General features: G+C 51.4%; 14 protein-coding genes. 4 read left to right on the forward strand and 10 right to left on the reverse strand.

Going from position 1 to position 21,834, the window contains the following annotated elements; translation table 11 throughout:
• Nucleotides 1-173: 173 nt before the first annotated feature.
• Nucleotides 174-1,475 carry an MFS transporter gene (locus tag ACM67E_RS08010; protein WP_416190936.1) on the reverse strand — a complete coding sequence of 434 codons (1,302 nt, stop codon included), beginning with the start codon at nucleotides 1,473-1,475 and terminating at the stop codon, nucleotides 174-176.
• A gap of 390 nt (nucleotides 1,476-1,865) precedes the next feature.
• Here ACM67E_RS08010 and ACM67E_RS08015 point away from each other — a divergent pair, with 390 nt between their 5' ends.
• Nucleotides 1,866-2,294 carry a hypothetical protein gene (locus ACM67E_RS08015; RefSeq protein WP_416190937.1) on the forward strand — a complete coding sequence of 143 codons (429 nt, stop codon included), beginning with the start codon at nucleotides 1,866-1,868 and terminating at the stop codon, nucleotides 2,292-2,294.
• Between the two features lie 60 nt (nucleotides 2,295-2,354).
• Here ACM67E_RS08015 and ACM67E_RS08020 read toward each other — a convergent pair whose 3' ends face one another.
• A complete protein-coding gene (locus ACM67E_RS08020; RefSeq protein WP_416190938.1) occupies nucleotides 2,355-3,137 on the reverse strand; it encodes a formate/nitrite transporter family protein in 783 nt (260 codons plus the stop codon).
• Between the two features lie 292 nt (nucleotides 3,138-3,429).
• On the opposite strand from ACM67E_RS08020, the gene ACM67E_RS08025 reads away from it, so the two are divergent.
• Nucleotides 3,430-3,804, forward strand: coding sequence for a hypothetical protein (locus ACM67E_RS08025; RefSeq protein ID WP_416190939.1), 375 nt, complete (start codon nucleotides 3,430-3,432; stop codon nucleotides 3,802-3,804).
• Nucleotides 3,805-4,278: 474 nt separating this feature from the next.
• Here ACM67E_RS08025 and pntB read toward each other — a convergent pair whose 3' ends face one another.
• The 4 genes from pntB to ACM67E_RS08045 form a co-directional block, all read right to left on the reverse strand.
• Nucleotides 4,279-5,664: a Re/Si-specific NAD(P)(+) transhydrogenase subunit beta gene (gene pntB / locus ACM67E_RS08030; protein ID WP_416190940.1), complete on the reverse strand. Its 1,386-nt coding sequence runs from the start codon at nucleotides 5,662-5,664 to the stop codon at nucleotides 4,279-4,281.
• A gap of 65 nt (nucleotides 5,665-5,729) precedes the next feature.
• Complete coding sequence (locus ACM67E_RS08035) at nucleotides 5,730-6,395, reverse strand: class I SAM-dependent methyltransferase (protein ID WP_416190941.1); 666 nt, start codon at nucleotides 6,393-6,395, stop codon at nucleotides 5,730-5,732.
• Between the two features lie 45 nt (nucleotides 6,396-6,440).
• Nucleotides 6,441-6,773, reverse strand: coding sequence for an antibiotic biosynthesis monooxygenase family protein (locus ACM67E_RS08040; protein ID WP_416190942.1), 333 nt, complete (start codon nucleotides 6,771-6,773; stop codon nucleotides 6,441-6,443).
• A gap of 119 nt (nucleotides 6,774-6,892) precedes the next feature.
• On the reverse strand, nucleotides 6,893-8,434 hold the full coding sequence (locus ACM67E_RS08045; RefSeq protein ID WP_416190943.1) for a Re/Si-specific NAD(P)(+) transhydrogenase subunit alpha: 1,542 nt from the start codon (nucleotides 8,432-8,434) through the stop codon (nucleotides 6,893-6,895).
• 221 nt (nucleotides 8,435-8,655) lie between these two features.
• On the opposite strand from ACM67E_RS08045, the gene gloA reads away from it, so the two are divergent.
• Nucleotides 8,656-9,066, forward strand: coding sequence for a lactoylglutathione lyase (gene gloA, locus ACM67E_RS08050; RefSeq protein WP_416190944.1), 411 nt, complete (start codon nucleotides 8,656-8,658; stop codon nucleotides 9,064-9,066).
• Nucleotides 9,067-9,147: 81 nt separating this feature from the next.
• Here the strand turns inward: gloA and ACM67E_RS08055 are convergent, their stop codons facing one another.
• From ACM67E_RS08055 to ACM67E_RS08070, 4 genes are all read right to left on the reverse strand, one after another.
• Nucleotides 9,148-10,212 carry a 2,3-butanediol dehydrogenase gene (locus ACM67E_RS08055; RefSeq protein WP_416190945.1) on the reverse strand — a complete coding sequence of 355 codons (1,065 nt, stop codon included), beginning with the start codon at nucleotides 10,210-10,212 and terminating at the stop codon, nucleotides 9,148-9,150.
• 242 nt (nucleotides 10,213-10,454) lie between these two features.
• Complete coding sequence (locus ACM67E_RS08060) at nucleotides 10,455-17,504, reverse strand: calcium-binding protein (protein ID WP_416190946.1); 7,050 nt, start codon at nucleotides 17,502-17,504, stop codon at nucleotides 10,455-10,457.
• Nucleotides 17,505-17,905: 401 nt separating this feature from the next.
• Nucleotides 17,906-18,382: a hypothetical protein gene (locus ACM67E_RS08065; RefSeq protein ID WP_416190947.1), complete on the reverse strand. Its 477-nt coding sequence runs from the start codon at nucleotides 18,380-18,382 to the stop codon at nucleotides 17,906-17,908.
• Between the two features lie 1,924 nt (nucleotides 18,383-20,306).
• Nucleotides 20,307-21,353 carry a histone deacetylase family protein gene (locus ACM67E_RS08070; RefSeq protein ID WP_416190948.1) on the reverse strand — a complete coding sequence of 349 codons (1,047 nt, stop codon included), beginning with the start codon at nucleotides 21,351-21,353 and terminating at the stop codon, nucleotides 20,307-20,309.
• A gap of 164 nt (nucleotides 21,354-21,517) precedes the next feature.
• On the opposite strand from ACM67E_RS08070, the gene yajC reads away from it, so the two are divergent.
• The gene (gene yajC, locus ACM67E_RS08075) at nucleotides 21,518-21,781 is read left to right on the forward strand and encodes a preprotein translocase subunit YajC (protein WP_416190949.1); all 264 of its coding nucleotides are present in this window, start codon (nucleotides 21,518-21,520) and stop codon (nucleotides 21,779-21,781) included.
• Nucleotides 21,782-21,834 lie beyond the last annotated feature (53 nt).

Raw genomic sequence — 21,834 nt, forward strand, 5'->3', positions numbered from 1 at the left:
TTTTTCTTTCATATCCGCACAATCCGCCGGCTCTGTTTCAAGCCGAAACGTGAAATTAAAATACATTCCGCGCCGTATTTTAATCGGCAATCCGTTGCCGAATGCAAAGGCCGTCTGAAAGGTTGTTTTCCCCTTTCAGACGGCCTTATTTTCATTGATTCAACATATTTTCATCAGATATGCTGCACTTTAGGCTTCAAAAAGAACAATGCCGCCACCGCCAGCGCAATCACCAGGGCAGTCGCGCCGTACAAATCGTTTTTCGCCCAGCCCGCATCCAAAAGACCGCCGGCCACGATCGGAGCCAAAATCGAACCCAAACGGCCGACGCCGATGGTCACGCCCACGCCGGTGCTGCGGAAATCGGCGGCGTAAAGCGTCGGGTTGATGGTGTAGAGTCCGGCGATACAGCCGTTCATCAGCGCACCGACCAATACAGCGAATACCAAAGCCACGCTCAGCGAACCGGAAGACAGGAACGCAAAAATCGCACCGACCGCCAACACCGCAAAGCTGATCAGCACCGCGCGTGCCGTCCAGCGGCTGGCCAAAAAGCCGAAAATCAACGAACCGATGGCACCGCCCACCGAAATAGCCATACCGACCGACTGGCTTTGCGCCTTAGCCATACCCGCTTGCTCCAGCAGCGCGGGTGTCCACGAATTGATGAAATAGTAAGCCGCCATCACGGTGATAAAGGCCAGCCAAATCAATAAGGTAGTCGCACGGTATTGCGGCTCGAACAGGCGCAGCACCGACACTTTGGCCTTTTTCACGCCCTGCCCGATTTTAGGGAACGTCCAATCGCCGCTCAAGCCCATTTTGGCAGCGATTTTATCCAAACGCGCCTTGGCACCGTCCGGACGCTTGGTCAGCAGAAAATCCACCGATTCGGGCAAAACCGCCACCAGCAGCACAACCGCCAACATGGTCAAGGCCGCTCCAACCAAAAACACCGAACGCCAGCCGTATTCGCCCTGCAACATCACCGCCGACATTCCACCCAACATCGCGCCGATGCCGAAGCCCGAAGCGTAAATCGCAATCGCCAGACCGCGCCATTTCTGGTTGGCATATTCGCTCACAATCACATTGGTGCACGGCAGAATACCGCCCACGCCCAAACCCGTCACAATGCGCCAAAAAGCGATGCTTTCCATCGAATGCGAAAAATACGTCATCAACATACCGACGGCAGACAGCAGCGTCGAAAAAATCAGCAGCGGACGGCGGCCGAAACGGTCGGCCAAGGGCGCGAGAAACACCGAACCCAAAGTCATGCCCAACAAGCCCGCACTCATCAACGTACCGATGTGCGCACCGTCCAAGCCCAGTTCGGTCTGAATGCTTTTTGCGGTGAACGCCACCGCCAACACATCAAAACCGTCGAGCATATTCAATATAAAGGTCAATGCCACCACCATCCATTGATAGCCGCTCATCGGGCTTTGTGCAATTTTTTGTCTTAAGTCCATGAATAACCTTCTCTTTCCATAAGAACGCGGGCGTTTTTATCGTTAGCCATGCCGCCCGGATGCGCCACTATAGCGATTTCGGCGCATTCAATCAAATGCTAAATTTTCGGTTATCCATGAATCAAATTCATCAAAGGCCGTCTGAAAGTTCAGACGGCCTGCGATCTTTCCGAAACGCGTATCCCTACAAACTTATGACTAAACTGAAACATCAACATAAAATCCGAACGCAGCCTTTTAGTTGACTTCCCCATCCGGCTCATCCCGATTTGGCTCAAGCCCCGTCTTCAAGTAAAATCACCCGACCAAGGCCGTCTGAAAACAGAAACGACGTTTTCAGACGGCCTTGCCCGATACTGCGCAAACCCTGTTTGATTTCCCCTTGTCACGATGAAATTTTTTCTTTTTCTGATGGTTGCCGCGTTGGGCAACGTACTCTACCACACCGGCCAAAAATCCTTGCACGACATAACGGCCAATCCCATGACGGTATTGGCGGTTTATTATGCCGCCGCGCTGGTGCTGTGTTTGGCGTTGATACCGTGGTTCGGCAAAGTGTCTTTAAGCGATACCACCGCATTGGCCGCCAACTGGCGCGTGTGGCTGGTATCAGCCGGTATTTTGCTGATCGAACTGGGCTTTCTGCTGGCCTACCAGTCGGGCGGTTCGGCGCAGTGGTCGGGCGTGGTGGTCAACGGAATGGCCGCCCTGCTGCTGATTCCGTTGGCGGTATGGATATTCGGCGAACAGTTTTCTTGGCAGAAAGTTTTAGGCATTCTGCTGACCCTGAGCGGACTGTATTTTTTGGTCAAAAAATAAAAACCGGCTTCCCATGCAAAAGGCCGTCTGAAAATTTTTCAGACGGCCTTTTGTACATCGTCAATGTGTCTGCGCAGCCTGCTTGCGGTAGGTCAACACATACAGCATACCGACGAACACCGCGCCGCCGACGGCATTGCCGAGGTAAACCGAAACCATATTGTGCATAAACTGCGCCCAAGAAATATCGGCACCGCCCCAAATCGCCGCGGGAATGACAAACATATTGGCGACGACGTGTTGGAAACCGATTAACACAAAAATCATGATCGGAAACCAGATCGCCAAAATCTTGCCGCCGTAAGTGTGCGCACCGTAGCAAAGCCATGCACCCATCGCCACCATCCAGTTACAGCCGATGCCGGAAACGAAACCCTGCGCAAAATCCGCCGAAACCTTGGCTTGCGCCACGGCAACGGTTTCGTGCAGATAATGGCCTTCGGTCAAGCCCAGAAAATGCCCGAAAAACCACGCCACGAAAAATGCGCCGAAGAGATTCGCCAGCGACACAATCAGCCAATTGCGCAGCCATTTGCCGACCGTAATCTTTTTCATCATTACCGCTACAGGCAAAACCATCATATTGCTGGTAATCAGTTCCGCCCCACCCAACAAAATGCAAATCAGACCGATGGGGAATACGGCGGCACCGAGCAAGGTTGCTAAGCTGCCGAATTCTTCCGGCATCCCGCCGACCACGCGGATATAGGCCAAATAGCCGATGGAAATAAAAGCACCGCCCAAAAAGCCCAATACACCGAGCTGGAGCGCGTCGCCGTTGCCTTTGGCCACCCCCTTGTCGACGGTGGCGCGTAAAATTTCATGCGGGTATAAATCACTCATGGTTTGCTTGTCCATAGACGGTATGCCCGTCATTTTAAGGTGGGCGCAAACCGCCGCGCTTGATATAACTCAAGTGTAGATTTTTGTTATCCCATGTAATTGAGGCCGTCTGAAAATTTTCAGACAATATCAAGTCAATTTTCAACCTACTTTTTCAGAATTTGTAGATACGGTTACGTTGTTTGGGACGGCTAACCGTACCTACGTCGGATTTGATATTTCAGCAATAGTCCATATATTCATTTAGGTTATTTTGTTTTATTTTAATTCATCATGTTGGAGTTTTAAGGTTATGAATGAAGTAGAAAAATTTCATTTTAATATTATGAAAGATTTTGTGGTATCAGGAAAAATTGGAAAATTAGAGAAATGGTTCCTGGAATTAGATTTTGATTATGATCGAGAGAAAAAATTATTTGATATTCTTGATGAATTTTATAACAAATCTGAATTTACTTACTGTGATTTCGAAAGAAAAATGGAAAACGAATTTGGTTGTAGTTATCAACATGTTAAATGTTTAATCTCAAGCCTTTACGAAGATAGGAGATGGACTGAAGTGGTTCAAAAATTTCTTGAAGATATGAAAAAAACAGTAGGCAACAATTTTTCTGTTGAATATAAGTGGATTGCAAAAGAGTTGGGGTTGTTGGACGAAAATCCGTAAACACAGCACGCGTAGGTTGGGTTAGGCCGCTTAAGGCCGTAACCCAACAACCCGTTACCGTTTCGGAAACCTAATCAGCCCCCTGCCGTTGCGTTGGGTTACGGCGTACCGCCTAACCCAACCTACATGGTTGCCGTTTTGTCGGGTTACGGCATATCGTTTCACCCAAGAACTCGTAGGTACGGTTAGGTGGGTGTGACCCACCGCTTTGAAATGCCTCGGCATGATGGGTTCACATCCATCCTACAATTTTCCCAATCCTTGTTTTGCAATTAAAAGGCCGTCTGAATTTTTTTCAGACGGCCTTTTGATTGGGCAGAACTCGTAGGTACGGTTAGCCGCCCCAAGCGGCGTAACCGTACGAACGCGTTTATCCAATCCTACACGCCGTCTGAAAACCCGTTTCAGCTGCCTGTGTACGGTTACGCCGCTTGGGGCGGCTAACCGTACCTACGTCAGTCTTTCAGACGGCTTTTATTTCTTCAATTCCGCCAAAATCTCATCCACCGTACCCTTCGCATCGCCGAAGCACATCACGCTGTTTTCGTTGAAGAACAGCGGGTTCTGCACACCTGCGTAACCTGTGTTCATCGAGCGTTTAAACACGACTACTTCTTTGGCTTTCCACACTTCCAGCACGGGCATGCCAGCGATGGGCGAGTTGGGGTCGGTTTGCGCGGCGGGGTTGACGGTGTCGTTCGCGCCGATGACCAGCACCACGTCGGTTTCGGGGAAATCGTCGTTGATTTCGTCCATTTCCAGCACGATGTCGTAAGGCACTTTGGCTTCGGCGAGCAGCACGTTCATATGGCCGGGCAGGCGACCGGCGACGGGGTGGATGCCGAAGCGCACTTCCGTGCCGTTTTTGCGCAGTAAATCGGTGATTTCGGCAACGGGATACTGCGCCTGCGCCACGGCCATGCCGTAGCCCGGGGTGATGATGACGGAGCTTGCGCCTTTGAGCATTTCGGCCACTTCGGCGGGTTTGGCTTCGCGGTATTCTCCCGTTTCACCGCCATCCGAAGCGGCGGCGGAACCGTCGGTGCCGAAGCCACCTGCAATCACGGAAATGAACGAGCGGTTCATGGCTTTACACATGATGTACGACAAAATCGCGCCGCTGGAACCGACCAACGCGCCGGTTACGATGAGCAGATCGTTCGACAGCATAAAGCCCGCTGCTGCTGCTGCCCAGCCGGAATACGAGTTGAGCATGGACACCACTACAGGCATGTCCGCGCCGCCTATGGATGCGACCAAGTGCCAGCCGAAGGCCAGCGCAATCACGGTCATCAAAATCAGCAGGAACCAGCTTCCGTCAACCGCCACGAACCACAGCATCAGCAGGAACGAGCCGATTAAGGCCGCTGCGTTCAGCTTGTGTTTGGCGGGCAGTTGCAGCGGCGCGCTGCTGATTTTGCCGTTGAGTTTGCCGAAGGCGACAATCGAGCCGGTGAACGTTACCGCACCGATGAAAATGCCCAAAAACACTTCCACCAAGTGGATGGTGTACATTTCAGACGGCACATCGCCCGGGGCGATGAAGCTGTTGAAGCCGACCAGCACGGCGGCCAGACCGACGAAGCTGTGCAAGAGCGCAATCAGCTCGGGCATTTCGGTCATCTCGACCTTTTTCGCCTTGTAGATGCCGATGCCCGCGCCGACGGCCATCGCCAGCACCACCCAGAAAAAGCCGTGGGTCTGCTCGCTGAACACCGTGGCGAACAGGGCAACCGCCATGCCCGCGATACCTGCGTAACAGCCCTGTTTGGCGGTTTCCTGTTTGGAAAGCCCTGCCAGCGAGAAAATGAATAAGATGGCGGCTACGATGTAGGCCGCAGTGACAAGTCCTGAAGACATGATGTTCTCCAATTTAAAATAAAATCATGGATTTAAGCAGCATCCGGGCTGCCTGAAACCGTTTTTCAGACGGCCTTTTCGTATTTTTCAAAAACCAAATGCACACATTCCCGCCGCACCAAATCTCCGCTTTTGCTGACCGCCCAATCACGGCTGCGTGTTTCCGCAAGGCAGCGGAAAGGGATTTTTTCCGCCAACCGCCTGATGTCGGCCGCGTCATAAAGCGCGAAACCGTGTTCGGCAAACGGCAGCCGTTTCATAAAGTCTTTTTCGCAGAAACCCAAACAAAACCGCCCGCCCGTTTGCAGCACGCGGCAGGTTTCGGCCAACATTTCCTGAGCGTCTTCCCAAAAATAAACCGTGTTGACCGAAACGGCTTTGTGGAACGCACCGTTTTCAAAAGGCAGCAGCCTGCCGTCGTAGAGCCGGTATTCGGCTTTGCCTGCCGAGATAAACGGCGCGTTGAATGCCTGTGCCTGCTGCTGCATCAGGGGTGAAATTTCCAGCCCCGTGTAATGCACGTTTTCAGCCAGAGACAAAACATAGCCGAGTAAACCGCCGTCGCCGCAGCCCGTTTCCAGTATGCGGTCTTGGCCTTCTATGCCGACGGCGGCAAATGCGGCGGCTATTTGCGGCAGATTGCGCAGGTTCATCACTTGGCCGAACGATACTCCTGCTTCGTCATGCGGACAGCGCAATTGGGCGGCAATCTGTTCGGAAGACAGTTCCATTGCATTTTCCTTTTTGCGATACAGAGTTATGGCGAATAACCGTATTCAGGCCGTCTGAAAAACCGTGCCGTAGGCGCGTTCCACTTTGCAGACGCGGATTGCATAATCGGCATACCACAACGCTTTGCCCGTTTCTTGGGCAATCCGGTGTTCGGCGTGCTTTTTCCATGCGGCGATGGACGCTTCGTCCGACCAGTAGGAAACGGTGATGCCGAAGCCTTCCGCGCGTACGCTTTCCGCGCCGAGAAAACCTGCCTGCTGCTGCGCCAGTTCGACCATGCGTTCGGCGGTTTTGCCGTAGCCGTTGTCGCCGTCGGTGCGCCGCGATGTGAAGACAACGGCGTAATACGGCGGTTCGGGTGTTTGGGCGAAGTTCATCGGTATTCCTTTTCCGTGGTTTCAGACGGCCTTGAAGTTTGGTGCGGGGGTAAAGCCGTACCGTGCAAGGCTTTTGTTTTCAGACGGCCTTTGGTTTTACAGGCCGTCTGAAAACGGCTTTACCCTTTGCGGAACATATTCAGCATTCTGCGCGTAACGTAGAAACCGCCGAAAATGTTCACGCTGGCAATCAGCACGGCGATAAACGCCAGCAGCGACACGAAGCCGTTGCCCTGGCCGATTTGCAGCAACGCGCCGACGACGATGATGCCGGAAATCGCGTTGGTAACTGACATCAGCGGCGTATGCAGCGAGTGCGACACGTTCCACACGACGTAATAGCCGATCACGCACGAGAGCACGAACACGATGAAGTGGTTCAGAAACGCCGCCGGAGCGACCGCGCCGATCCACAAAATCAGCACCGCTCCAATCACGGCGGGCGCGAGTTTTTTCCACGCGGGCACAGGCTTCGGCTCAGGCTTGGCAGCGGGCGCGGCTTGTTCAGACGGCGTTTGCTGCGGCTGGGCGGAAACCTGAATGGCAGGCGGCGGGAAGGTGGTTTCGCCGTCGCGCGTAACCGTCATGTTGCGGATAATCACGTCGTCGAAATTCAGCGCGATTTCGCCGTCTTTGTTGGGCGATAACAGCTTGGTTAAATTGACCAAATTGGTGGCGTAAAGCTGGGACGACTGCCCGGCCAAGCGGTTGGCCATGTCGGTGTAGCCGATGATTTTCACGCCGTTGTCGGTAACGAACAATTCGCCCTGGCGGGTCAGTTCGCAGTTGCCGCCCGTGGCCGCGGCCAAATCGACAATCACGCTGCCCGCCTTCATGCTTGCCACCATTTCGGCGGTAATCAGCTTCGGCGCGGGTTTGCCCGGAATGGCGGCGGTGGTGATGATGATGTCCACCTCTTTGGCCTGTTCCGCAAACAGCTTCATTTCGGCGGCGATGAATTCGTCGCTCATCACTTTGGCGTAGCCGTCGCCGCTGCCGCCCGCTTCCTGCGGAAAGTCCAGTTTCAGGAATTTGCCGCCCATCGACTCGATTTGCTCGGCCACTTCAAGGCGCGTGTCGAACGCTTTTACCACCGCGCCCAACGAGTTTGCCGTGCCGATGGCCGCCAAACCCGCCACGCCCGCGCCGATGACCAAAACCTGCGCCGGCGGCACTTTGCCCGCCGCGGTAATCTGGCCGGTGAAGAAACGGCCGAACGCATTCGCCGCCTCAATCACGGCGCGGTAGCCGCTGATGTTCGCCATCGAAGACAGCGCGTCAAGCGACTGCGCACGCGAAATGCGCGGCACCATGTCCATCGCCAGCACGTTCACTTTTTTGTCGGCAAGCTGCTGAACCAATTCGGGATTTTGCGCAGGCCAGATAAAGCTCACCAAAGTCTGCCCCGCTTTCAGACGGCCTGTTTCCTCCGCTGTCGGCGCGTTTACCTTATAAATCAGCGGGCTTTGCCATACGGTTTGGGCATCGGCAACGGCCGCACCGGCGGCTTCGTAAGCCGCGTCGTCCAAACTGGCGGCCAGACCTGCACCCTGCTCCACCACAACCTCAAAACCCAGCTTCTGCAACTGGGCAACGGTCGCCGGCGTGCAGGCCACGCGCGTTTCACCGGCCAGAGACTCTTTAGGGATACCAATCCTCATGTCTTCGTCCTCCAAAATAGTCAATCAAGCGTATAAAAATGAATCTTAACCAATACTTTATAACTAAATTTCACAGGAAAGACAATCCGAATTTGCGTTTCTTAATATATTAATTTTAACTATGCTTAGGCCTGAAAAAACTTTGGCAGGCTGCTTAAGCGGTGTATACTGTCCATGCCTGTCTGAATTAAGACTTTAAAACCAATATAAAGGAACACATCATGCGAATGCTTCACACCATGCTGCGCATCGGCAACCTGGAAAAATCACTTGATTTCTATCAAAACGTTTTGGGCATGAAACTCTTGCGCCAACACGACTACCCCGAAGGTAAGTTTTCATTGGCATTCGTCGGTTACGGCGAAGAAACCGACCATACCGTTATCGAACTGACTTACAACTGGGGCACCGAAAGCTATGATTTGGGCACGGGCTACGGCCACATCGCCATCGAAGTCGACGACGCCTACGCCGCCTGCGATGCCGTACGCGCCAAAGGCGGCAAGGTGACGCGCGAAGCCGGTCCGATGAAACACGGAACCACCGTGATTGCCTTCGTCGAAGATCCCGACGGCTACAAAATCGAGTTCATCCAAAAAAACTCCGGCAATGACTCGGTAAAATACGGTTAATCATAAAATCATTAATAAAGGCCGTCTGAAAATATTTTTCAGACGGCCTTTTGATCATGTCAGGCTAAAAATCAAATTCGGTTACAGATTCGGATTAACGATGATTTTCACCGCCGATTCATTGTTGTGAATCAAGCGTTCGAAACCTTCGGAAATCAGTTCGTCCAACTTAATGCGCTGGGTAATGAACGGCTCGAGATTGATTTTGCCTTCCTCCACCAGCTTGATGGTTTCGGCGTGGTCGTTGCAGTAGGCGATGGTGCCGCGCACGTCCAACTCCTTCATCACCACGCTGTGTACATTAATCGTGGCCGGTTTGCTCCAAATCGACACAATCACCACTTTTGCAGCCGGTTTGCACGCTTCGACCATCGTATCCAGCACCTTATTCACACTGGTGCATTCAAATGCCACATCCACACCTTCACCATCGGTCAGCTTCATCACTTCTTCGACCACATCGACTTCGGACGGATCAAGAATATAATCGGCCACGCCGGCTTCTTTGGCTTTGTCTTTACGCGCTTTGCTCAATTCGGTAATGATGACCTTGATGCCTTTGGCCTTCAAAACAGCCGCCAACAGCAAACCGATCGGCCCTGCGCCGCCGACCAAAGCAACATCGCCCGCTTTCGCACCGCTGCGCACAAAAGCATGATGGCCGACCGACAAAGGCTCAATCAAAGCAGCCTGATCCAACGGAATTTTATCGGAAATCGGGTGTACCCAACGGCGTTTTACCGCGATTTTCTCAGCCAAACCGCCGCCGCAACCGCCTAAGCCGATGAAGTTCATGTCTTTGGAAAGGTGATAGTTGCTGCCTTCTCCTGTATCCACATCATCACGGATGATATAAGGCTCGACCACCACATGCTGGCCGACTTCGATATCGTCCACACCTTCGCCCACCGCATACACCACGCCGGAAAACTCATGCCCCATCGTAACCGGGGCTTCTTCGCCCGAAATCGGATGCGGATGACCGCAAGGCGGAATAAAAATCGGCCCTTCCATAAATTCGTGCAAATCCGTACCGCAGATTCCGCACCAAGCGACATTGATACCCACAGTACCCGGTGCCACGGTCGGTTCGGGAATGTCTTCAATGCGGATGTCGCCTTTGTCGTAGAAACGTGCTGCTTTCATGTGCCACTCCTTGTCTGATGGGTTGGGAAATAAATAATAAACAAGTAACAATGTATATGGCTTTAAGTAATTGAAAAATATTTTTATAATAAATTCATATTACAATATCCGATTCATCTTTAATAAATTATAAATAAATATAGAAGGTGCAACTCATCTTACTCCCATTCCACCGTGAAATAAAGTGTAGCAAAAAAGGCCGTCTGAAAAATTTTTCAGACGGCCTTTGCTTGAAAGCCTAATCAGACAACCGTAACAGCATTCATTGCATCATTCGCCGAAACAGTTTTATCCTCAAATGCAAACTCGGTATAACGGTAATGGCTGCCGCTAAAGAAGTTTTGAACATTAACCTGATCACCTTCTCCGTAAGCTTTCACCACCAGATCATTACCGAAACGGCTGAACACCGCATCAGAGAACTCGGCACCATCGAACACCAATGTATCGATATGCTCGGCTTTGCTGCCGTAATCGGAAACAGTATCAGTACCGTGGCCTTTGGCGAAGACGTAGGTGTCGGCTTCACTGCTGCCGCCGTTCAGGCTGTCGTTGCCCGCTCCGCCGGTCAGGGTGTCTTTGCCCGCTCCGCCGCTAAGGGTATCATTGCCTTCATCTCCGTTCAGTACGTCGTCTCCGTTTTCACCGTTCAGACCGTCGTCACCGGCTCCGCCGTTCAGCGTATCGATACCGTTGCCGCCGTTCAGGCTGTCATTGCCTGTTCCGCCGCTTAAGGTATCGCTGCCTTCGTAACCGTACAGACTGTCATTACCGCCACCGGCATCAATAATATCGATGGTATCCCAACCATAGAAACTATAGTCGGTATCGCTGCCTTGGCCTTCTACACGGATTGACGGCATATCGGCTGCGGTAACGGTTTTGTCGTCAAACGCAAACTGATAGTAGCGGTACGAGCTGCTGCTGAAGTAGTTTTCTACGGTAACGCTGTCTTCGCCGCCGAATGCTTTGATAACCAGGCTGTTGCCATAACGGGTAAACACTGCGTCGGCATGATTGACTCCGCTAAAGCGCAACGTGTCGGTATGTTCGGCTTTGCTGCCGTAGTCCGATACGGTATCAGTACCGTGGCCTTTGGCAAAGACGTAGGTGTCGGCTTCACTGCTGCCGCCGTTCAGGCTGTCGTTACCCGCTCCGCCGGTCAGGGTGTCTTTGCCCGCTCCGCCGCTAAGGGTATCATTGCCTTCATCTCCGTTCAGTACGTCGTCTCCGTTTTCACCGTTCAGACCGTCGTCACCGGCTCCGCCGTTCAGCGTATCGGTACCGTTGCCGCCGTTCAGGCTGTCATTGCCTGTTCCGCCGCTTAAGGTATCGCTGCCTTCGTAACCGTACAGACTGTCATTACCGCCACCGGCATCAATAATATCGATGGTATCCCAACCATAGAAACTATAGTCGGTATCGCTGCCTTGGCCTTCTACACGGATTGACGGCATATCGGCTGCGGTAACGGTTTTGTCGTCAAACGCAAACTGATAGTAGCGGTACGAGCTGCTGCTGAAGTAGTTTTCTACGGTAACGCTGTCTTCGCCGCCGAATGCTTTGATAACCAGGCTGTTGCCATAACGGGTAAACACTGCGTCGGCATGATTGACTCCGCTAAAGCGCAACGTGTCGGTATGTTCGGCTTTGCTGCCGTAGTCCGATACGGTATCAGTACCGTGGCCTTTGGCAAAGACGTAGGTGTCGGCTTCACTGCTGCCGCCGTTCAGGCTGTCGTTGCCCGCTCCGCCGGTCAGGGTGTCTTTGCCCGCTCCGCCGCTAAGGGTATCATTGCCTTCATCTCCGTTCAGTACGTCGTCTCCGTTTTCACCGCTCAGACCGTCGTCTCCGGCTCCGCCGTTCAGCGTATCGGTACCGTTGCCGCCGTTCAGGCTGTCATTGCCTGTTCCGCCGCTTAAGGTATCGCTGCCTTCGTAACCGTACAGACTGTCATTACCGCCACCGGCATCAATAATATCGATGGTATCCCAACCATAGAAACTATAGTCGGTATCGCTGCCTTGGCCTTCTACACGGATTGACGGCATATCGGCTGCGGTAACGGTTTTGTCGTCAAACGCAAACTGATAGTAGCGGTACGAGCTGCTGCTGAAGTAGTTTTCTACGGTAACGCTGTCTTCGCCGCCGAATGCTTTGATAACCAGGCTGTTGCCATAACGGGTAAACACTGCGTCGGCATGATTGACTCCGCTAAAGCGCAACGTGTCGGTATGTTCGGCTTTGCTGCCGTAGTCCGATACGGTATCAGTACCGTGGCCTTTGGCAAAGACGTAGGTGTCGGCTTCACTGCTGCCGCCGTTCAGGCTGTCGTTGCCCGCTCCGCCGGTCAGGGTGTCTTTGCCCGCTCCGCCGCTAAGGGTATCATTGCCTTCATCTCCGTTCAGTACGTCGTCTCCGTTTTCACCGCTCAGACCGTCGTCTCCGGCTCCGCCGTTCAGCGTATCGGTACCGTTGCCGCCGTTCAGGCTGTCATTGCCTGTTCCGCCGCTTAAGGTATCGCTGCCTTCGTAACCGTACAGACTGTCATTACCGCCACCGGCATCAATAATATCGATGGTATCCCAACCATAGAAACTATAGTCGGTATCGCTGCCTTGGCCTTCTACACGGATTGACGGCATATCGGCTGCGGTAACGGTTTTGTCGTCAAACGCAAACTGATAGTAGCGGTACGAGCTGCTGCTGAAGTAGTTTTCTACGGTAACGCTGTCTTCGCCGCCGAATGCTTTGATAACCAGGCTGTTGCCATAACGGGTAAACACTGCGTCGGCATGATTGACTCCGCTAAAGCGCAACGTGTCGGTATGTTCGGCTTTGCTGCCGTAGTCCGATACGGTATCAGTACCGTGGCCTTTGGCAAAGACGTAGGTGTCGGCTTCACTGCTGCCGCCGTTCAGGCTGTCGTTGCCCGCTCCGCCGGTCAGGGTATCGCTACCCGCTCCGCCGGTCAGGGTGTCGCTGCCCTCGTCTCCGTTCAGTACGTCGTCTCCAGCAGTACCGTTCAAACGGATATTGTCCGTGCCTTTGCCCGCCACTGTTTCAGACGGCATGTCGGCTGCGGTAACGGTTTTGTCGTCAAACGCAAACTGGTAGTAGCGGTACGAGCTGCTGCCGAAGTAGTTTTCTACGGTAACGCTGTCTTCGCCGCCGAATGCTTTGATAACCAGGCTGTTGCCATAACGGGTAAACACTGCGTCGGCATGGTTGACTCCGCTAAAGCGCAGCGTATCGGTGTGTTCGTCTTTGTAACCGCTGTCGGAAACCACATCCTGTCCGTGGCCTTTGGCAAAAACATAGGTATCGGCTTCGTTGCCGCCGCCGTACAGTTTGTCGTTGCCCAAACCTCCGGTCAGGGTGTCTTTGCCCGCTCCGCCGCTAAGGGTGTCGTGACCTTCGTCTCCGTTCAGTACGTCGTCTCCGTTTTCACCGCTCAGACCGTCGTCTCCGGCTCCGCCGTTCAGCGTATCGGTACCGTTGCCGCCGTTCAGGCTGTCGTTGCCTGCACCGCCGCTTAAGGTATCGCTGCCTTCGTAACCGTACAGGTTGTCGTTGCCCAGTCCTCCGTCCAGTACGTCAACGGTATCCCAGCCGCTCAAACTGTCGTTGTTGTCCGTGCCTTTGCCCGCCACTGTTTCAGACGGCATGTCGGCTGCGGTAACGGTTTTGTCGTCAAACGCAAACTGGTAGTAGCGGTACGAGCTGCTGCCGAAGTAGTTTTCTACGGTAACGCTGTCTTCGCCGCCGAATGCTTTGATAACCAGGCTGTTGCCATAACGGGTAAACACTGCGTCGGCATGGTTGACTCCGCTAAAGCGCAGCGTATCGGTGTGTTCGTCTTTGTAACCGCTGTCGGAAACCACATCCTGTCCGTGGCCTTTGGCAAAAACATAGGTATCGGCTTCGTTGCCGCCGCCGTACAGTTTGTCGTTGCCCAAACCTCCGGTCAGGGTGTCTTTGCCCGCTCCGCCGCTAAGGGTGTCGTGACCTTCGTCTCCGTTCAGTACGTCGTCTCCGTTTTCACCGCTCAGACCGTCGTCTCCGGCTCCGCCGTTCAGCGTATCGGTACCGTTGCCGCCGTTCAGGCTGTCGTTGCCTGCACCGCCGCTTAAGGTATCGCTGCCTTCGTAACCGTACAGGTTGTCGTTGCCCAGTCCTCCGTCCAGTACGTCAACGGTATCCCAGCCGCTCAAACTGTCGTTGTTGTCCGTGCCTTTGCCCGCCACTGTTTCAGACGGCATGTCGGCTGCGGTAACGGTTTTGTCGTCAAACGCAAACTGGTAGTAGCGGTACGAGCTGCTGCCGAAGTAGTTTTCTACGGTAACGCTGTCTTCGCCGCCGAATGCTTTGATAACCAGGCTGTTGCCATAACGGGTAAACACTGCGTCGGCATGGTTGACTCCGCTAAAGCGCAGCGTATCGGTGTGTTCGTCTTTGTAACCGCTGTCGGAAACCACATCCTGTCCGTGGCCTTTGGCAAAAACATAGGTATCGGCTTCGTTGCCGCCGCCGTACAGTTTGTCGTTGCCCAAACCTCCGGTCAGGGTGTCTTTGCCCGCTCCGCCGCTAAGGGTGTCGTGACCTTCGTCTCCGTTCAGTACGTCGTCTCCGTTTTCACCGCTCAGACCGTCGTCTCCGGCTCCGCCGTTCAGCGTATCGGTACCGTTGCCGCCGTTCAGGCTGTCGTTGCCTGCACCGCCGCTTAAGGTATCGCTGCCTTCGTAACCGTACAGGTTGTCGTTGCCCAGTCCTCCGTCCAGTACGTCAACGGTATCCCAGCCGCTCAAACTGTCGTTGTTGTCCGTGCCTTTGCCCGCCACTGTTTCAGACGGCATGTCGGCTGCGGTAACGGTTTTGTCGTCAAACGCAAACTGGTAGTAGCGGTACGAGCTGCTGCCGAAGTAGTTTTCTACGGTAACGCTGTCTTCGCCGCCGACTGCTTTGATAACCAGGCTGTTGCCATAACGGGTAAACACTGCGTCGGCATGGTTGACTCCGCTAAAGCGCAGCGTATCGGTGTGTTCGTCTTTGTAACCGCTGTCGGAAACCACATCCTGTCCGTGGCCTTTGGCAAAAACATAGGTATCGGCTTCGTTGCCGCCGCCGTACAGTTTGTCGTTGCCCAAACCTCCGGTCAGGGTGTCTTTGCCCGCTCCGCCGCTAAGGGTGTCGTGACCTTCGTCTCCGTTCAGTACGTCGTCTCCGTTTTCACCGCTCAGACCGTCGTCTCCGGCTCCGCCGTTCAGCGTATCGGTACCGTTGCCGCCGTTCAGGCTGTCGTTGCCTGCACCGCCGCTTAAGGTATCGCTGCCTTCGTAACCGTACAGGTTGTCGTTGCCCAGTCCTCCGTCCAGTACGTCAACGGTATCCCAGCCGCTCAAACTGTCGTTGTTGTCCGTGCCTTTGCCCGCCACTGTTTCAGACGGCATGTCGGCTGCGGTAACGGTTTTGTCGTCAAACGCAAACTGGTAGTAGCGGTACGAGCTGCTGCCGAAGTAGTTTTCTACGGTAACGCTGTCTTCGCCGCCGACTGCTTTGATAACCAGGCTGTTGCCATAACGGGTAAACACTGCGTCGGCATGGTTGACTCCGCTAAAGCGCAGCGTATCGGTGTGTTCGTCTTTGTAACCGCTGTCGGAAACCACATCCTGTCCGTGGCCTTTGGCAAAAACATAGGTATCGGCTTCGTTGCCGCCGCCGTACAGTTTGTCGTTGCCCAAACCTCCGGTCAGGGTGTCTTTGCCCGCTCCGCCGCTAAGGGTGTCATTGCCATGACCACCGGAGAGAATATCATCTCCATTTCTACCTTCTAACGTATCATTGCCTTCACCACCCAACAGGAAGTTGGATAAATCTGTGCCGCGTAATGTTTCATCGGCATCAGTACCTAATTGGTGTCCAAGCTTTGTCAAAGCCGTAGTGCCAAGTTGTTCGGCATATTGTTCGAACATGCCTTGCGCTACTGCTGCCTGAACATATTGTGCAAACAGTGATGAAAGCTGCTGAATACCTACGCTGCCGTTATCCTTAGAATAAGCAACAAACTCCCCCAAATCCACAAACGCTTTTTCAGGATTTTCCGCGTGTACTTCGCCGAATTTAGCCAATACACCGCTGTAATCGAGTTTGAACTCGTCGTTTTCGAGGACGAGGCCGATTTCGTTCAAGTAGGGCTGCAAACGGGTTTGGAACAGCAGAGCTTGGTAAACGTTGTCGTTAAGCGAATCGTATGCCTTGTCGATAACCGAGAAAATGCGCTTGGTTTCGGTATCGTTCATGCTGAACATCACGCGTGATTTTTCGCCGGAGAACGCGTCGAGTGTGGCGACTTTTTGGCGGTAGTGCTGGATTTTGTCCAAATATTCTTGCGGAATGGAATAACCCACAATAAAACCGGCCTGAGTAGGCGTAAGGGCCACGCCTTCGTTGGCGGTGCGGAACATGGCGGTAGAGAAAGTGAAACCGACGTGATAATCCGGATCGGTTTTCGCCCACTCCTGAACCAGCTTGTTCAGCAAAGCCTGTTGCTCCGTCTTGGTTTCCGCATTCGAATAAGCCTTGAGCGTTTCCGCCAAATCAGGCGACAATGCCGCCGCTTCGCGCAAATCGCGTAAGCGGCCGATGCCTTGCAGGTTCGCCGCCTGCATTTGTTCTTCGGTCATTTTTACCGAATCGGCATAGCGGCTGTGCAGATGGTCGGCAGCCAGCAGCAAATCGCCCATTTCGCGGGTCGTGCCGTCTGAAAGGGTATAGCTGCCTTTTTGGGCAACGGTGTTTCCGTTGCCCAAGCGGGTGTTGACATCCTGATAGGCGGCGTCGATCGATTGGATATTGAGTTCGGCCAAAGTAAACAATTCGCCGTCTTGAGAAACGCCGTCCTGATTCAAATCGCGCCATACCTTGAGTTTGGCAAAATCCGCATCTTGCGCATCGACTTTGCCGTCTGAATTGGTATCGAACTCGGCCAAAGCCGCATAGCCGTGCGCGGCGTTGCTGCCGTCTTTCAATACAGTGCTGTCGCCGAAAAGTTCGCCGCCGTTGTTGATCAGGCCGTCTGAATTGCGGTCGATTACCAGCAAACCGTCGTCAGATAATACCCAGCCTGTCGAAGTGCGGATGCCGTCTTTATCATGATCGAACAGCGCGCCTTTGTAACCCTGTGTTCCGACGGTTTCGATGCCGTCGCCGTCGAGGTCGAGAACCAGCGGGTCGTAGACGTGGTATTTGCCGTCGCGGTTGATGTTTTTCCAGGAATTAAAAATATCTCCCATGGTGGGGTTAAAGCCAGGATTTTGTAATTGAAAAAATGTATAGCCTGCTCCTGCCACCGTCAAACCTACAGCAACGACAGCTCCGAAAGGATTAAATGCAGCAACAACAGTAGCTGCAGCCGCTCCTATCGATAAAACATCACTTATCGTCAATTTTGAAACATCACCACCTGTTTTTACAAGATTTGTAATCAGAACAGCACTACCACCAACTGTACCCGGTACTTTTCCTGGAAACATTGTTACTAAATTTGCAACACCTGAAATGGTTCCTGTAACCATACCCGTACCATTTCCTTCCCGTACAGATACACTAGCATTGATGGAGGAATCAACCGTTCCCACAGCTCCACCCACATGTCCCATAAACATCCCTGCCCCTGCAGAATATCTTGCCATCTTTATTTCCTTTTAATAAATAAAAAAATGAATATTAATAAAAAAAAACACGCCAGCTGAAAAGCAAAAATTGCATGAACTGCTAACGCACTTAAAAGGTTATGTTTTCCTATTTGAAATTTATTATTCAAATGATATATATTGTTATATGTATATTGTAATAAAATACCATTTATAAAATTTGTTTCTTCTTTATTTCCTAATAAAATTTTTACATTTCTAACATTAAAATCTCTATTAATATTTTCTCCTTTACAAAAATCACTAAAACCATAACAAGATAACCAGTATTGCTGCCCCTTTGCATGTAATCTAATTTTTCTTTCCCCTCTATTGGGAGAACTTAACACAATAACAGCTTCATCAAATTCCTCCTCTTTTTCATTAAAATTTAATCCATAAGGTATAAAAAAAATAAAAGATAATGTGATGCAAATAAAAAAAGCCAATAAGGAACCATGGTAATATTTAATTTCCATTCTTCATCTCCATAATTTTTTAATATGAATTGAACAAGTAAATTCAGCATAGACAAATTATAGCAACTACTTATTATCATAAAATGGGTATTTATACCCATAAATCACTACTACCACCATGCCGTCTGGACTATCTGCCCAACCCTGACTTGCTCTCGAAATTCTGTACCGTTATCAAACCGTCCTGCGCATTCTACAATCCAATCATCTTTCATAAAATGGCTATCGAATAATCGGTTATTCTGTATATCAAACGGAAAAACAGGTTTGTTTTTTGTAAAATAACTCAAATGACATTTATGTTTTCATACCAAGGCTATCTGAAAACTTGCTCGGATTTTCAGACGGTCTTGTTTTCAAAGATAGGGAAACAAAACGGGGTTATACGGCAAGTGTTAAGATTAGTATTTGTATCTGCCGTAAAATGACAAACCGTCAGCTTCATTTAATCCGTAATTATTTTGTGTGGGCAACAAGTACCACCATTCCACCATGCCGTCTGAACTGTCCGCCCAATCTCTAACTTGCTCTCGAAATCCTGTACCGCTATCGAATCATCCCGCGCATTTTACAGTCCAATCATCTTTCATAAAATGATTATCGGATAATCGGTTACTCTGCATATTAAACGGAAAAACAGGTTTGTTTTTGTAAAATAACTTAAATGACATTTATATTCCCAAACAAATAAGGCCGTCTGAAAACCTGCTTAGATTTTCAGACGGCCTTTGTTTTCAAAGATAGGGAAGCTAAACAGGCTTAGACGGCAAGTGTTAAGGTTGGTGTTTATATCTGGTGTAAAATGGCAGACTGTCAGCTTCATTTAATCCGCAATTATTTGATGTGGGCAGCAAGTGCCCACCCTACGGCTTGCTTATACGGCAAGTGTTAAGATTGGTCTTTATATCCGATGTAAAATGGCAGACTGTCAGCTTCATTTAATCCGCATTATTTTTTGTGTGGGCAACAAGTGCCCACCCTACGGCTTGCTTGTTTTCAAAGATAGGGAAACAAAACGGGTTTATACGGCAAATGTTAAGGTTGGTGTTTATACTCGCCGTAAAATGACAAACCGTCAGCTTCATTTAATCCGCAATTATTTGATGTGGGCAGCAAGTGCCCACCCTACGGCTTGCTACGGCTTGCTATCTGTAAAAGTAATTTCTTTCGTTTATAATCCTTAAAATTTCAATATTCATACTTAAAAAAATGCACACCATAGAAAATAGGCATAACATCTGTAAATAATAAGCTACCACAGCTATTTTTGCCTTTTTATTACCTTTGCTACTCTCTTCTTTAATCATTTCCCATATTTCTCCACTAAACATATTCTCAGTTCTATTTAAACACTGTTTAATTTCCTTAGCTACTCTCTTATAGACGATATTAGATATAGTAAAAATAGCTATAACTAAATAAAAGAAAACCTTACTTTGTATAATATAAATAGCTTTAATAACCAATATATAAAATACTTCCATTATTAATAAACCCTTTCTAAAACTCATAGAACTCGTAGCAAGCGTAGGTTGGGTCATGACCCAACAATTACCTAGAGATATAAGGTTTTGTTGGGTTTTCAACCCAACCTACGCTCGCTTCATTTAATCCGCATTATTTTTTGTGTGGGCAACAAGTGCCCACCCTACGGCTTGCTAAGATACACGAGATAGAAACTACTATAAAAAACTTCATTACCAAACTTTCCAAAATTTATGAATGAACAAGCAAGCATAGAACTCGTAGGTACGGTTAGCCGCCTACTGCGGCGTAACCGTACGCAGTAGGCGAACGGTTACGCCGTCTGAAAAAAAGGTTTTCAGACGGCATGTCGGCCTATAAGGTTAAATTGATGCGTTCGTACGGTTACGCCGCAGTAGGCGGCTAACCGTACCTACAAGTGTTTTCAGACGGCCTGTTCTCAATGTTTCAGCTGTTTTTGGTATTCCGTAACATAGGCGGCTTTTCTCATACCGGCCAATACGCGGATATGGGCGGCGGCGGATTTGCCCAGTGATTCGGGGGTATAGCCGCCTTCGAGTGCGGAGACGATGCGGCCGGGGCAGCTTGAGGCCGTCTGAATGATTTTGTGGGTCAGCCATGCGTAGTCGGCTTCGTGCAGGTTGAGGTAGCTGGTTTGGTCTTGTTTATGGCCGTCGAATCCGGCGGAAATCAAAACCAATTCGGGCTTGAACTGTTTGAGTTTGGGCAGCCATTGTTCGCGGATTAGGGTGCGGAACCGACGGCTGTCGGTGCCTGCTTTCAGGGGGGTGTGGACGATATGGGGATTGCGGCCTGCCGGGATGTTTTCTTTGGGGAAAGGGAAAATGTCGGCTTCGAAGCTGTCGAACAGCATGATGCGTGGGTCGTCCTTGAAGATTTCGAGTGTGCCGTCGGCATGGTGGGCGTCGAAATCGATGATGGCGATGCGTTGCAGGCGGTGTTCGGCGATGGCGTGCATGGCGGCGACGGCGATGTTGTTGATGATGCAGAAGCCGCCGGCGCGGTTGCTTTGGGCGTGGTGGCCGGGCGGGCGGGCGGCGCAAAAGGCGTGATAGGCTTTTTTTTGGATGACCATGTCGACGGCTTTGATGAGTGCGCCGGCGGCGAAACGTGCGGCTTCCAGGGATTGGTGGCTGATGACGGTGTCGTCGTCGATGCGGTAGATTTTGCCGGGCTGCGGCTGCACGCTTTCGAGAAAGCGCAGGTAGTTGCGTGGATGGACGAGTGCCAGGCGGCTGTCGCTGATTTCGGGGGCGACGGTTTTTTGCAGGCGCGGCCAGATTTTTTCGGCTCTGAGGGCGGCTTCGATGGCTGAAATACGTTGCGGCGACTCGGGGTGATGGGTGTCGGGTCGGGATTGGGTAAATATGGGGTGGCTTATCCAGACTGTGCGGGCGTTTTTCCCGATAAGGCGGCGCAGGCGTGTGCGGATACGTTGGATAAGGCGTGTAAGAAGGGGATTCATGGATTGCGTGTTTTTCAGACGGCCTGACTGATAAATATGGTTAACTGATACGGAAATGCTTGGAAATTTTTCAGACGGCCTTTAGAATAGTGTAATTTCGGGGCTGACCCAACTGAAATTTCAGTCCTGCTTTTCAATTGCAACGATTATAGAACGGAAACTCTATGGAACAAAGTATGTTGGCTCAATTTGCACCGCTGGTTTTGATTATGGTGGTGTTTTATTTCCTGATTATGCGCCCGCAACAAAAGAAATTCAAAGCCCACCAGCAAATGCTGTCTGAACTGAAAGTCGGCGACAAAGTGGTGTTGGCCGCCGGCTTCAAAGGCCGCGTTACCAAAGTCGGCGAACAGTTTTACGGTGTGGAAATCGGCCGCGGTGTGGAAGTGGAAGTCGACCGCAACGCGATTGCCAGCAAAACTGAATAACTTTGACTGCTGCAAAAGCCGCCTCGTCTTGAGCGCGGCTGTTTGTCTTTAAG

The sequence above is a fragment of the Neisseria sp. CCUG12390 genome, assembly GCF_047837985.1.
GTDB lineage: Bacteria > Pseudomonadota > Gammaproteobacteria > Burkholderiales > Neisseriaceae > Neisseria.